The sequence below is a fragment of the Nocardioides sp. genome (genome assembly GCF_034670285.1).
Lineage (GTDB): Bacteria > Actinomycetota > Actinomycetes > Propionibacteriales > Nocardioidaceae > Nocardioides.
Map to the genome: position 1 here is coordinate 1 of NZ_JAXMNS010000056.1, position 12,356 is coordinate 12,356.

General features: G+C 70.7%; 10 protein-coding genes. 8 read left to right on the forward strand and 2 right to left on the reverse strand.

Annotated elements, in window-relative coordinates; genetic code table 11:
* Positions 1 to 223: 223 nt before the first annotated feature.
* The 7 genes from VOI19_RS04475 (at position 224) to VOI19_RS04505 (ending at position 9,786) form a co-directional block, all read left to right on the forward strand.
* Complete coding sequence (locus tag VOI19_RS04475; RefSeq protein ID WP_323791754.1) at positions 224 to 694, forward strand: hypothetical protein; 471 nt, start codon at positions 224 to 226, stop codon at positions 692 to 694.
* A gap of 207 nt (positions 695 to 901) precedes the next feature.
* Positions 902 to 1,945, forward strand: a complete 1,044-nt coding sequence (locus VOI19_RS04480) for a hypothetical protein (protein WP_323791755.1) — start codon at positions 902 to 904, stop codon at positions 1,943 to 1,945.
* 62 nt (positions 1,946 to 2,007) lie between these two features.
* Positions 2,008 to 3,939 carry a M3 family metallopeptidase gene (locus tag VOI19_RS04485; RefSeq protein WP_323791756.1) on the forward strand — a complete coding sequence of 644 codons (1,932 nt, stop codon included), beginning with the start codon at positions 2,008 to 2,010 and terminating at the stop codon, positions 3,937 to 3,939.
* A 243-nt stretch (positions 3,940 to 4,182) separates the two neighbouring features.
* On the forward strand, positions 4,183 to 7,122 hold the full coding sequence (locus tag VOI19_RS04490) for a CHAT domain-containing protein (protein WP_323791757.1): 2,940 nt from the start codon (positions 4,183 to 4,185) through the stop codon (positions 7,120 to 7,122).
* Positions 7,122 to 7,727, forward strand: a complete 606-nt coding sequence (locus VOI19_RS04495; RefSeq protein WP_323791758.1) for a sigma-70 family RNA polymerase sigma factor — start codon at positions 7,122 to 7,124, stop codon at positions 7,725 to 7,727. The genes VOI19_RS04490 and VOI19_RS04495 overlap by 1 nt, the downstream gene beginning before the upstream one ends.
* A complete protein-coding gene (locus tag VOI19_RS04500) occupies positions 7,724 to 8,413 on the forward strand; it encodes a hypothetical protein (protein WP_323791759.1) in 690 nt (229 codons plus the stop codon). Before VOI19_RS04495 ends, VOI19_RS04500 begins: the two co-directional genes overlap by 4 nt.
* Positions 8,413 to 9,786 carry a S8 family serine peptidase gene (locus tag VOI19_RS04505; RefSeq protein WP_323791760.1) on the forward strand — a complete coding sequence of 458 codons (1,374 nt, stop codon included), beginning with the start codon at positions 8,413 to 8,415 and terminating at the stop codon, positions 9,784 to 9,786. The genes VOI19_RS04500 and VOI19_RS04505 overlap by 1 nt, the downstream gene beginning before the upstream one ends.
* Before the next feature lie 62 nt (positions 9,787 to 9,848).
* Here the strand turns inward: VOI19_RS04505 and VOI19_RS04510 are convergent, their stop codons facing one another.
* Positions 9,849 to 10,826 carry a superoxide dismutase gene (locus VOI19_RS04510; protein WP_323791761.1) on the reverse strand — a complete coding sequence of 326 codons (978 nt, stop codon included), beginning with the start codon at positions 10,824 to 10,826 and terminating at the stop codon, positions 9,849 to 9,851.
* 109 nt (positions 10,827 to 10,935) lie between these two features.
* Between VOI19_RS04510 and VOI19_RS04515 the strand changes: the two genes are divergently transcribed.
* Positions 10,936 to 12,156 (forward strand): acyl-CoA dehydrogenase family protein, encoded by a 1,221-nt coding sequence (locus tag VOI19_RS04515; RefSeq protein ID WP_323791762.1) that lies wholly within the window; start codon positions 10,936 to 10,938, stop codon positions 12,154 to 12,156.
* On the opposite strand, the gene VOI19_RS04520 is transcribed toward VOI19_RS04515, so the two are convergent.
* Positions 12,153 to 12,356, reverse strand: a 204-nt coding sequence (locus VOI19_RS04520) for a SpoIIE family protein phosphatase (RefSeq protein WP_323791763.1), incomplete at its 5' end; no start/stop codon positions are given. The genes VOI19_RS04515 and VOI19_RS04520 overlap by 4 nt on opposite strands.

A 12,356-nucleotide genomic window follows, 5' to 3' on the forward strand; every position in this document is an offset into this window, starting at 1 on the left:
CGTCTTCGTCATCTTCGTCGTCATCTTCGTCGTCGTCGTTGAGCAGACCCTGCTTGCGCAGCACCTTGCGGTCATCCAGCGCCTGGATATGGAGGTGCGGACGGCGTACGCCGTCCTGCGCGACAGCGTGTGAGCGCGCGCGCTGGTGTCAGCGGCGGCGAGCGGGCGTGGTCGAACGAACGCCTCCGGATGCTCGGCCGTGGTCCAGTGCGAGGATGCACGAATGAGCTGGGGAGATGTCTGGGTCAACGGTGACAAGGTCCGACCCGGGATCGACGCTGACGGGCCACGGGCGCCGTGGATCCCGGCCGGTGTCATCTCGTCGGAGGAGCGCGCGTTCGTCGAGGCGACGCAGTCGTTGCGCCGGACCCGCGGCGCGCACGCCCGCGCGGTCGAGTTCGACCTCCAGATCACCTCGTCGGCCGTGGGCAGGGAGCGCTCGGTCACAGGAAAGCCGGTCGTCGGCTTCGAGCCGGACGGGCTGTGGCTGGCAGTGGACGTGACCCCGGCGGGGAGCCTCGCGGAGGAGGCTCGCTTCGTGGTCTTCGCCCAGCGGGTGCACGTCGTCGCCGGAGCCCGACGGGCCGCCGTGCGTGGAGCGAAGGGTGGCCCGCGAGCGACCATCACGCTTCGCGGCCGCGCGCGGTCGCGTGAGAGCGCCCTCGAGTGGGGCTACCGGGCGGGCCAGGACTGATCGAGGGAGTCGGCGGCACGCCGCCGCCTGGATCCGACGGCTCTGCCGACCCACAAGACGGGGCTCAAGACGGGGCTCAAGACTGGGCTCAGGACTGGGCCCAAGACGGGGCGCACCGGCGGGTGCGCGCCACAGGTGGTGCGCCTGGTCGTCGAGGCCGACGGACGTCGAAGGTGTAGCCGGGCCGGCCCGGGGGATCATCACCCCATGAACCTCTCTCGGGTCGCGGTCGGTGCACTCACCTGCCTCGTGCTGGCTGGGTGTGGGGACTCCACCGCGGGTCCCTCGGAGGCGCCGTTCACCCTGCCCGTCGGGTCGACCGAGTGGGACGTCGGCGCGCCGGCGTGGTTCCACGTCGACACCCTGCACGTGGGGGAGGAGACGGTCCGGCTCGGCAAGGGCGTCGACGAGTTCGTGCTCGGGGCCACCGGCGTCTACTGGGTGCGCAGCGGGGTCCTGATGTTCACCGACGCCGAGGGCGCCAGCCAGGAGGTCGCCGACGTGGGGTGGACGAACCTCGCGGTGTCGGCCGACCGGTCGGTGCTCGCGACCGTCGACCAGTCGCACGGACCGACCGACCGCTACGGGACCCGCGTGATCCAGCTGGCGGTGTTCGACACCACCACGGGCGAGCAGCTCTACCGCACGCCCGACGAGGAGCCGGACCGCGGCGACGACCTGGCCGACCTCTACAGCGAGACCATGCCGCTGCTCGACGGGGTGAGCGACGAGCGCGCTTTCTTTGACGACGCCACGATCGATCTCGCAGACGGGTCCGCGACGCCGCTCAGCCTCGACGACGAGCGCGTCGAGTTCTACGAGGGCTACGCCGAGACGTTGTTCCACGACGGCTACCGGGTGAACCTCCGCGTTGACGGCGCGCGCCGCATGCTCGCTGAGTCCTCCGCCCATGGCACGGGGCTGCTCTCACCCGACCGGAGCACGATCTTCGACACCACCCACTGGCCCACCGACGCTGTCGCCTATGACGCCACCACGGGACGACGACGCGCGATCGACGCCCCCTGGGAGCACTTCACGCTGGCCGGGTGGAGCGACGAGGACACGTTCTTCGGCGTCGCGGAGCAGATCGACGAGAACCAGGACAACGTGCTGCAGGCCCAGCAGGTCGTCACCTGCAAGCTGCGGACGCTGGCATGTACGCCGGCGAGCCCCGTCATCGCGGTCGAGGCAGCCGGCGAGCGCCGGCCCACCACCTTCCTCCTCGAAGGCAGCCGCTATCCGTACTGAGCACGCGCCACTCACCTGCAGGTGCGAGCCGGGGGCCGGCGGGCTCGTCTAGGTTGGGCGCCGTGACCCCTGCTGCCTTGACCCTGCCTACCGCCGAGCACGCCGAGGAGTGGGTGCGCACGCGCGCCCAGGAGGGGATCGCCGCTGCCGACGAGCTGATCGGCGGCCTGCGCGAGACCCCGCCGACCGAAGCGCTCGCAGCGCTCCGCATCTGGGACGAGGCCGCGCTCCGGCTCGGCAATGTCGCCGCGATGGGTTCGCTCTACGGCAACGTGCACCCCGACGAGTCGGTGCGCTCGGCGGCCGAGAAGGCCGAGCAGGACGTGATGCGTCTGCTCACCGAGCTGAGCCTCGACCGGGGCCTCTACGAGGTCTTCTCCGGCCTCGACGCCTCGGGCCTCGACGAGCAGGCCTCCCGCCTGATGACCAAGGTGCTCGCCGACTTCACCCGCGCCGGCGTCGACCAGGACGACGAGACCCGCGCCCGGATCACCGCGATCAGCGAGCGACTCACCGAGATCGACCAGGAGTTCGGCAAGGTCATTCGCGACGACGTGCGCAGCATCCGCGTCGCGCCGGAGCGCCTCGCCGGGCTCCCGCAGGACTTCCTCGACGCCCACCCCGTCGACGACGAGGGCCTGGTCACCGTCACGACCGACTACCCCGACGCCGTCCCGACCCGGATGTTCGCCCACGACCAGGACGTCCGTCGCGATATGACGCTGGCCTTCCTCGACCGCGGCTGGCCGGCCACCGACCCGCTGCTGCGTGAGATGTTCGACCTGCGCCACGAGCTCGCCGGCCTCGTCGGCTACTCCGACTGGGCGGCCTACGACGCCGACGTGAAGATGATCAAGGAAGGTCCGGCGATCCCGGCCTTCATCGACAAGATCTCCGACGCCGCAGCCGGCCCGATGGAGCGCGACCTCGCGATCCTCCTCGAGCGCTACCGCGCCGACCACCCCGACGCCGAGCGGGTGCTCAACTTCGACGCCTCCTACTACGAAGAGCTCGTCCGCAAGGAGCAGTACGACGTCGACTCGCAGCGGGTGCGCACCTACTTCGCCTTCGACAAGGTGCGCCAGGGGCTCCTCGAGGTCACCGGTCGACTCTTCGGGCTCCGCTACGACCGCGTCACCGACGCCAACGTGTGGGACCCCGACGTCGCGGCGTACGACGTCGTCGACCTCACCGACGAGGACGCGTTCCTGGGTCGCATCTACCTCGACCTGCACCCGCGGGCCGGCAAGTACAAGCACGCGGCGCAGTTCACCCTCGCCGACGGCGTCGCCGGGCGCCAGCTGCCCGAGGGTGTGCTGGTCTGCAACTTCTCGCGCGGGCTGATGGAGCACGACGACGTGGTGACGCTCTTCCACGAGTTCGGCCACCTCGTCCACCACGTGCTCGGCGGCCACGTCGAGTGGGCGCGCTTCGCCGGCGTCGCCACCGAGTGGGACTTCGTCGAGGCGCCCTCGCAGATGCTCGAGGAGTGGGCCTGGGACGCCGACATCCTCAGCAGCTTTGCCACCGACGAGGCCGGCGAGCCGATCCCGACCGACTTGGTCGAGGCGATGCGCCGCAGTGACGACTTCGGCAAGGGCTACACCGCGCGCGTGCAGATGTTCTACGCCGCGATGTCCTACTACTTCCACGTCGAGCGCCCCGACGACCTGACCGCCCGAATGGTCGAGCTCCAGGAGCAGTACTCCGCGTGGCCCTACCTCGAGGGCACCCACATGTTCGCCAGCTTCGGTCACCTCGGCGGCTACAGCTCGGGCTACTACACCTACATGTGGTCGTTGGTGATCGCCAAGGACCTGTTCAGCGCCTTCGACACCGGCGACCTCTTCGACGCCGCCGGCACCGGGGTGGCCCGGCGCTACCGCGACCGGGTGCTCGCCCCGGGTGGCTCGAAGGACGCCGCCGACCTCGTCGCGGACTTCCTCGGGAGGCCCTACACCTTTGACGCCTACGCCGCGTGGCTGGCCGACTGAGGGTGGTCCAGACCTCCAAAAAATAAAAAGCACGACTGACGTCTAAGTCCTCCCGGCCCGGGTACGGGCCAGCCAGCGTGTTCTTGAACACGCTCTTTGGCCCGGCTTCTCCGGGTCGTAGCCCTTCGGGGCCATCGAAACCGTGGGGGTGAAGATGCTGACGTCAGTAGTGCATCCTTCCCTGCCCGCGCGTTCAGCCGGCTCAGGCGCGCACGGCGTGTCGCTCCCGACGGGTGCGGTGTGATGACGGTGTCCGAGGTGGAGCTGACCGACGAGTTCGTCGATGCCCTCGTTCGTGACGAGTCCGTGGAGCAGGGTCTGCGCCAGCTGCGCGCCACCGTCCAGGTCGACCGGGCGGCTCTCGAGCGACTGGTCTCCCGCGCCGAGGACCTCCTGCACGTCGCCCCGGCGTCGGCCGAGCGACTGTGCGAGCTGGTCATGGCCTCCGACGACGTCCCCGGCCGTTCTGCGGCCGCCGCTCGCGCGCAGTACGCCTGGGCTCGGGTGTGTGCCGAGCGCGGCGAGCTCGAGCGTGCACTCCAGCTGATCGCCGCAGCGCGAGCCGCGCTCCTCGAGGTCAACGACGAGCTGGGTGCCTTGCGCACCGACCTGGGCCGCATGCAGGTGCTCGACGACCTCGGTCGTCACGGCGCCGCTGTCGAGGTCGGCGAGGGTGTCCTCGCCGCGCTCGAGGCGCTGCCGGTGCCGGTCGAGCGCAGGGTCGAGCGCGACACCGTGCGAGCCGCGGCCCTCTGCAACGTCGGCGTCGCCCACAGCTTCACCGGCTTCCACGAGCGCTCGTTGGAGTGCTACTCCGCCTCCGAGTCGGCCTACACCGCTCTCGGCCTGTCGGTGCAGGTAGCCCAGCAGCGCGCCAACCGGGGCATCGAGCTCCTGGCGCTCGGCCGCGCCCGGGAGGCGGTCGAGTGCCTGGCGTCGGCCCGCGCGGCGTTCGAAGCGGACGGCGACCGGCTCTGGGCGGCCAAGTGCGCCGTCAACCTCGCCGAGGCCTTCCACCAGCTGGGATCGCTCGTCGAGGCCCTCACCGTGCTCGAGGAGTCGCGCACGACCCTCGCCGAGCTCGGCGCCCACGCCGAGGAGGTCCGGGCCGGTCTGGAGACCGGTCGCGCCTACCTCGCCGCCGGGTTGTACGCCGAAGCCCGCTCGGCGTGTGTCGAGGCAGCGCTGCGGGCCGACGAGCACGACCTGCGCCACGACGCGGGATACGCCAGCTTCACCCTGGCCCTCGCGATGATCGGTCTCGACGACCTCGACGGGGCCGCAACCGAGCTTCGCCGCGCCGAGCGTCTCTTCACCGAGACCGACGACCGCCAGTACCTCGCCCGCGTGCAGCTCACGCAGGCCGAGCTTGCCGTGCTGCGCGAGGACGTCGAGCTCGCAAGCACGATCCTGCACGAGGCCATGACGGCCCTGGAGGCCGGCCGGTGGCAGATCCCGCTCGCCTCGGCGCGACTGCTGGAGTCCGACCTCGCGCCCTCGATGTCGCGGCGCTCGGCGCTGCTCGTTGCGCTGGGTCCGCTGGTGCACGACCTCGGCATCCCCGAGCTCCGCCACGCCTACGACCTCCGGCTGGCGCGGGTCTCGATCGAGCAGGGTCGCGTCGACGAGGCCGAGACAGCGCTGCGACGGGCGGTCGAGCTGGTGGAGTCGCGCGGGGCCTCGCTGGGCGACCCGCAGCTGCGCATCGCCTTCCGTTCCGACCGGGTCGCCGCGCACGACGCCCTGATCGACCTGCTGGCGCGACGCGGCACCTCCGAGGACGTCGAGGAGGCCTGCCGCCTCAGTGACCTCGCCAAGGCTCAGACCCTGCTCGACCTCACCGGCGGCACCGTCGGGTCCGAGGCGGGTGCGATCGATCGTGCCGCCGTCGCGACCGCCGCCCCCGCCGGTGGCGAGCTCCAGCAGCTGCGCAGCGACCTCAACGCCACCTACACGGCCCTGCAGACCGCCGAGGAGGCCAGCCGCCGCGCGCTCCTGCGTGAGCGGGCCGGCTGCCTCGAGGACGAGCTGGCCGCCCTGCGACTGCGAGCCTCGGTCGCCACGACCTCCGGCGGCGCGGTCTCCCTGGCGTCGCGCTCGACAATGGGCGACCAGCAGCGATGGAGCTGGATCCTCCAGGAGTCGCGCACCGGCCGACCGGTCGTGCACTTCCACGTGCTCAGCAACGACGTGCTGGTCTTCGTGATCGTCGACGGGCAGGTGCACCTGCGACGCCTGGTCGACGTGATGCCCGACATCACCCGCTGCCTCGATGCCCTGGTCGCCCAGTGGAGCCGTTTCGCCATCGGCGCGGTCTTCGTCCGCCGTCACGCCCACGCACTCACCGAGACGACCGTGGCCGTGCTGACCGCCCTGCACGCCCTGGTCCTCAAGCCGGTGCAGCACCTGCTCGAGGCCACGCGCGTCGACGAGCTCGTGGTCGTCCCGCACCGGCAGCTCCAGCGCGTGCCGTTCCACGCCCTGCACGACGGCGAGATCCACCTCGCCGAACAGTGGGCGGTCACGCTCAGCCCCACCCTCCCGCGCCGGGCCACCCAGCCGCCGCGCCCGCTCGTCGGGATGCTCGCCCTGGCGGTGCCCGACGACCTCGGTCCCCAGATCAGCGACGAGGCACAGTTCCTCAGCAACCGGCAGGACTCCTTCGTGCTCCGCGGTGCCGAGGCGAGCAGCGAGGCCCTCGCCGCGCACGTGCCCGGCCCCGAGCGCGTCCACCTCGCCTGCCACGGGCTCTACCGGCCCGACAACCCGCTGTTCTCGGCCCTCAAGCTGGGCGACGGCTGGCTCACGTCGGCCGACGTCCTCGACCTCGACCTCGGCGGCGCCCTGGTGGTGCTGAGTGCCTGTGAGTCGGGTCGGATGTCGGTGCGGACCGCCGAGCCGGTCGGGCTCGCGTGGGCCTTCCTCGCTGCCGGCGCCTCGGGCGTCATCGTCAGCCAGTGGCTCGTGGACGACGCCGTGACGGTCGCCGTCATGCGCGCGCTGCACGCTCACCTCGACGCCGGTACGCCGACGGCGGAGGCGCTGCGACTGGCGCAGCTCGACGTCGCCATCGACCACTCCCACCCCTACTACTGGGCTCCCTTCGTCTACGTCGCCGGCGCGGCGGCGTACGAGCTCAGCGAAGCCGACAGCGCGCCGCAGACCACGGACGGGATCCTCTGATGACAACTTCGACGGCAAGGACCGACGAGATGGGCTCCGCGCTCACCGACGCCGAGCTCCTCGCAGCCTCGGTGGCGGGCGACGTCACCGCGTGGGACGGTCTCGTCGCGCGCTACGCGCGGCTCGTCTACAGCATCGGGCTGCGCGAGGGACTCGACGAGGAGGAGGCCACCGAGGTGGTGGAGGGCGCTTTCCTCGCGCTCCTCGACGCCTCCGACGGCCCCGAGCCGCTGCTGCGGCCGGCGTCCTGGCTCGTGACCATGGCCCGCCAGGAGATCGGCCGCGTCGAGCGTTCCCGCGCCGAGCGCGGCGACCGGCGACCCGCCGGCCGACCCACGAACGGCGCAAGCGACTCGTCTGCGGCGCACCGGGTGACGCTCACGATGGGCTGCGAGTGGGACCGCGTCATCACGCTCCACCAGGCGCTCGCCCAGCTGCCTCCCGACCTGCACCACCTCATCGACCGCGCCTATCTCGACCACGCGCGGCTGCCGGTGGGCGCTCCCATGCCCACCCCCACGAACCCTGACGATGCGCACGACTCTGAACGGTCGCGCGCCCTGGATCGCTTGAGAATCAAGCTCACCGAGGAGAACGCCTCATGACGAAGTCACCGCCCGAACCCAGGTTGGCGCGACTCGCCGACCTCGTGGAGTACCGGCTCTCGCCGGCGGAGGAAGCGGTCGTGCGCCGCCTGCTCCAGGACGGGGGACCGCGAGCCGATCACGCCCTGCGGTGGACTCGTGACTTCCTCGCCTTGGCGGCGGCCGTGCCGCTGCACGACCCGCCGCCCGGAGTGGCCGAGCGCCTGACGCGCAGCTTCCTCGCGTGCCAGGAAGCCACCGCGACCCTGGCGGAGACGTCGGTCGAGGTCACGCTGGCGCTGCTCTTCGACTCCACGCAGGACCGTGAGCTCGTCGGCACCCGATCGACCGACGTGCTGGACGACGTCGTGCACCTGGCCTACTCCAGCGATCACGCCGACCTGGTGCTCGACATCACCCGTACTCCCACCGGCGACCTGAGGATCGATGGGCAGGTCCTGCCCCTCGATGCCGGTGCGGAGGGCCCGTTCGAGAGCGTGCTCGGTCTCGAGGGGTCCGAGACGCGGACCGTGGTGTGTGACAGCCACGGACGCTTCAGCTTCGACGACGTACGACCCGGACCGCAGCAGCTGCGGACCGGCAACGGCCAGATCAGTCTCGTGGCCGACCTGAATCTCGGCGAATTGGGGCTCGTCCCCACCAGCACACCCACTCCCCGCTCCACCCATGCTCCCAGAGGTGCCTGATGACCATCGTCAACCGACGTCGACTCTCCCTCGTCACCGCTGCCGCGGCGACGATTGCCACCGTCTCGAGCTTGGGGCTCGGGACGGTCACGGCGACCGCAGCTGAATCCGGCTCGAACACCACATCGACCACGTCCACCTCGTCGACGACCAGCGACGGTCCGGCGCAGGTCGTCCTGAAGGTGCGCAACACCGACGGCTGCTCACTCAGCTCGCTCGACTCGCGCTACCCCGTGGTCGTGGACTCCCCGGTCCTGAAGTCACGCGGTATCTACCTCGTGCACGGCGAGGACCCGGCCTATCAGGGCAGCATGGAGGCGGCTCAGAAGCTGGCCGCGCAGCTCGCACCCCAGAAGTGCGTCGCTTACGCTGAGCCCAACTTCGACCTGCAGCTCACCGGCTCCGGCCAGTTCCACTCCTGGGGCCAGTTCCACAGCTGGCAGTTCCACTCCTGGCAGTTCCACTCCTGGGACGCCAGCGGGTCGAGTCCGGCGGGTTCCGAGGACTACTACAAGCAGCAGGCCGTCAAGCAGCTCGGCCTGCCCGAGGCCTACAAGCGCAGCACCGGCGCGGGTACCACGGTGGCCGTCCTGGACACCGGCATCGACGCTGCGCACCCGGCATTCAAGGGTCGGGTCACCCCTGGCTACGACTACGTGTCCGACGACTCCGACCCCACTGACGTCGCCTCCGGTATCGACACCAACGGTGATGGCTACACCGACTCGGGCTACGGCCACGGCACCTTCACCGCGGGCCTGGTGGCGCTGGTCGCTCCCGGAACGAAGGTGATGCCGATGCGGGTGCTCGACAGCGACGGCAACGGCAACCTGTTCATCATCGCCCAGGCCATCCTCGAGGCCGCTGACGCCGGTGTCGACGTCGTCAACCTCAGCTTCGGGACGTCGAGCAAAGTGAGCTCGCAGCTGATCACACACGCGATCACCAACGCCTCGAAGCGCGGCGTCGTGGTCGTGGCGGCTGCGGGCAATGAGGGCAACAACGCCCCCACCTACCCGAGCTCGCTCGCCGAGGTTCTCAGTGCAGGAGCACTCAAGGAGGACGTGACCGCGCTGGCGGACTTCTCGAGCTTCGGCGACTGGGTCGCAGTCGCCGCCCCTGGCTCCGCCCTCGTCGGCCCGGTCCCCGGGGACCGGCTCGCCCGGGCGTCCGGTACGTCGATGGCCGCGCCGGTCGTTGCCGGACAGGTCGCCCTTCTCGCGGCCTACGACGGCCTGGCCAAGGGGGCCGAGTCGACCGCCGAGCGGCGCCGCGCCATCGTCGCGCGGACCGCGGTTGCGATGAAGGAAGTGCGGTCAGGCAAGATCAACGTGCCTGCCAGCCTCAAGCTCGCCGAGAAGATCGTCTGGTAGGTCGGTCATCCGAGCCGAGCGCCCCCTCACGCCGCACAGCGGCGGAGGGGGCCTCGGGCGTCTCAGCGCCTCTGCAGCGAGGAGACCGTGTACTCGGTGTCAGCGGTCGGCGTCGTGCCGAACCGCGCGTTGGGCAGCAGCAGACGCCCGCGCTTGAGCGCGATCGTGGTGGGCACGTCGAAGGTGCTCGAGCGTCGTACGCCCGTCTTGCGGCCGGACAAACCGGTCTTCGACAGCCTGAGCTCGATCACCTTGTTGAGGCGGTTGCGGACGACGTAGAGTGTGCGGTTGCGCAGCAGCATACCGTCGCCGCTGGTCAGCGACTGCCCGCCGAGGTCGACGAGGCGTGCTGCTCCGGCGCGCTTGCCACGGGTCGCGACGCGGAAGAGGGTGCCGTCGTTCGAGTTGACGACGAGCACGGCCTTGCCGTCTGGGGTGCGCGTGATGCCGTTGGCGCCGAATCCCTCGGGCTGCTCGAAGTCGCCGCGCAGGCTGATGGTGCGGATGGCGCCCTCGGCGGGGAGCCGACCCTTCTTGGTGATCGGCACCCGGTAGAGCTCGGGAGCGGCGGAGTTGGTGAAGTAGGCCGCACGCTTGGTCAGCACGACGTCGTTGATGAAGGCCGGACCGTCGGTGAGGGTGTAGTCGGCGACCATGTCGCCGGAGCCGGCGTCGACGATGCGCGCCGTACCGGTGTCGCCGCCGGCGACGTAGAGGCGGTTCTGCCGAGTCTCGACCTTGAGGCCGACCGACGAGGTGCCGGGGCCCTCGCTGATCACCTGGCCCTTGCCGGAGCGTAGGTCGAGGGCGTAGATGTCGCCGTCGGCGAGGGAGCCGAGGTAGGCGGTGGGGCCCTTGCCGGTCGCGATCCCCTCGGGCTGGAAGCCGTCGGGCAAGGCGTAGGTGGTGTCCTGGGCACCGCGGTCCACCCGCGTGTCCGCGGCGATGCCGGCGGCTCCGAGGCCGCCGACGACGAGGGCGCCGCCGGCGAGGCCGGCGAGCGCGGTACGGGAACGAGCCGTGCGGAAAGTAGTTGTCATGTCAACGACCGTACGCACGTCCCGCGCCGGTCGCATCACCCCGGAAGTGCGGGCCGACCGATCGGCGGAGTCCGCTCCCGGCCGGTCCGCCAACGGTTACCGTGACGCCATGTCCGACCAGACGCCGTGCTTCGACCTCACCGACGACCACCTCGAGCTGCGCAGCTGGCTCCACACCTTCGCGACGGACGTGATGCGTCCGGCCGCCTCGGAGTACGACGAGAGCGAGGAGTTCCCGTGGCCCGTCCTCGAGGAGGCCTCGAAGGCGGGCATCTACTCGATGGATTTCTTCGCCACCCAGGGCTTCGACGAGACCGGTCTCGGCATCCCGGTCGCGATGGAGGAGCTCTTCTGGGGCGACGCCGGCATCGGGCTCTCGATCGTCGGCTCCGCCCTCGCCGCTGCAGGGGTCAGCTCCAACGGCACCACCGAGCAGGTGCTCGAGTGGGTGCCGCAGATGTTCGGCAGCCCCGGTGACCTCAAGCTCGCCGCCTTCTGCTCCTCCGAGCCGGACGCCGGCAGCGACGTCGGCGCGATGCGCACCCGCGCCCGCTACGACGAGGCCACCGACGAGTGGGTCATCAACGGCACCAAGACCTGGGCGACCAACGGCGGGCTGGCCGACGTCCACGTCGTCACCGCCGTCGTCGACCCCGACCTCAAGACCCGCGGCCAGGCGAGCTTCATCGTGCCTCCGGGCACGAAGGGCCTGGCGCAGGGGCAGAAGTTCCTCAAGCACGGCATCCGCGCCTCGCACACCGCCGAGGTCGTGCTCGACAACGTGCGGGTGCCCGGCGCCTGCCTGCTCGGCGGCAAGGACAAGCTCGACGAGCGTCTGGCCCGGGCTCGCGAAGGGTCGGGCAGCAAGGGCAACGCGAGCATGGCCACCTTCGAGCGCACGCGCCCGGCCGTCGGCGCCCAGGCGATCGGGATCGCCCGCGCCGCCTACGAGGTCGCCCTCGACTACGCCAAGACCCGTGAGCAGTTCGGCAAGGCCATCATCGAGAACCAGGCCATCGCCTTCGCGCTGGCCGACATGAAGACCTCCATCGACGCCAGCCGTCTGCTCGTGTGGCGAGCGGCCTGGATGGCCAGCCAGGGCAAGAAGTTCGAGGCGGCCGAAGGCTCGATGTCCAAGCTCTTCGCCGGCGAGACCGCCATCAAGGTGACCGAGAAGGCCATGCAGATCCTCGGCGGCAACGGCTTCACTCGCGAGTACCCCGTCGAGCGCTGGGCCCGGGACGCCAAGATCTACACGATCTTCGAGGGCACCTCCGAGATCCAGCGTCTCGTCATCGCCCGCACGATCTCGGGTGCGCCGATCCGCTAAGGGCCCGTCTCCTCGTCGGCGCGCGGGAACCGGACGACGATGGCGGCGACGTCGTCGTCGGTCGGACCGGCGATCTTGGCGTCGAAGAGCGCGTCGCAGGTCTGCTGCGCGCTACCATCCAGCGGGCCCACGACGTGGAGGACCTCCGCCAGGCCCTGATCGATCGACCGGCTGCGATGCTCGATCAGACCGTCGGTGTA